This window comes from Lacinutrix sp. YIN62 (assembly GCF_057219185.1).
In genome coordinates this window covers 1-1,441 of the sequence record NZ_JBXVVH010000067.1, presented here as the reverse complement: position 1 = coordinate 1,441, position 1,441 = coordinate 1, and the positions used below count along the sequence as shown (strand labels likewise).

The 1,441-nt window shown below is 27.4% G+C and carries 1 protein-coding gene; it reads left to right on the top strand.

Going from position 1 to position 1,441, the window contains the following annotated elements:
- Positions 1–218: 218 nt before the first annotated feature.
- A complete protein-coding gene (locus AC2D8I_RS16170) occupies positions 219–1,190 on the top strand; it encodes a gliding motility protein GldB-related protein (protein ID WP_484707149.1) in 972 nt (323 codons plus the stop codon).
- Positions 1,191–1,441 lie beyond the last annotated feature (251 nt).

Here is a 1,441-nt window from a genome sequence, read left to right as displayed (position 1 = left end):
ATCTTCTGGTTTCATAAATGTGTTAAAGTTAATAAATAAAAAAATCTCGAGGGTGAATTAAACCCCGAGATTTTTAAACTTACACAGTTTATGAGATACTGCCATTACATTTATCTTTAGACTTTAAAACTCCTAATATGGTATATAAATTATCAGCGTAAATTCAATTTTAACCTGTAGCCATATTTCAGGACGAGACATATAAAACAGAACTCAAATTGAAAATTGAATTTCATAAAATATTTTATCTTTTCTGCATAATTTTTGTATTTCAATCGTGTACAGTTTTATCTCAAAATTCAAGAGTTTCTAAAGAACCTCGTTTATCGAAAATATACACATCTGATATTGACAATTTCTATAAAGCGTTCGATTTAGCAATAGATGATACTGATAATGCCAAAATTATTTTCAAAAAAGAATATTTCTCAAAAGGAACAAAAGGTCTTAAAGATTTCTATAAAACTAAAATCGGAAACGTTGAAAAATTTGCGGAATTTGTGATTAGACACAAAGAATTCTACAAATCAATTAGAAACGATATTACAAATATTGATGATTTAAAAGAAAGAATTTATTCAAATTTTGATTCTTTCAAAAGTATTTATCCAAATGCAGTTTTTCCCGATGTATATTTTGTGATTGGAAAATTTCAATCAAACGGAACAATTTCAAAGAGAGGCTTATTAATCGGAACAGAAATCCTTTGTCGAACAGAAAACACAAATACAGAAAATTGGAATAAAGATATTTTGAGAATTAGTATGTTGAGAAAACATATCCCAATAACTGTCAGTCACGAATTGGTACACTTCAATCAATCAAAAATGGAAGATGGAAATACATTGCTTTCGAAAAGTATGAGAGAAGGTTCGGCAGAATTTATAGCGGAATTAATAAGTGGAGAAACTGATGGAGATTATTCTGAATTTATTGGAAAAGAAACAGAAATATGGAATGACTTCAAAACTAACAAAAATAAAAGTATTTGGTATTCTTGGCAAAAAGCAAATGAACAAAGACCAAAAAATGCAGGATATTGGACTGGGTATTTAATTTGTAAAGCATATTACGAACAAGTTAAAGATGAGGAAAAAGCAGTTTTAGATATTTTAAGTATTAAAAATTATAATGAATTTTACGAAAAAAGTAAAGTGGAAAAATATATAAAAAAGAACTTTGGGAAATGAAAATACGTTTTACAACAAAGAGTATAGTTAATTGCTAATAATTTATGTTTACAAAATTTAGCGAATTTTATTAAGATCAGTTTAATTTTAGTACTTTAGTTGTTTAACACGCAACTAACCATACTCAAACACGTTAGCTCCAATAGGGTATGGTAAAGAAACATCGTTTACAAAGTTAAAGGGACATCGTTTACACTTTTTAAAGACTAAATTTCTGAATAAAAACAGAAATTATGCCTTGGAAAGAAACG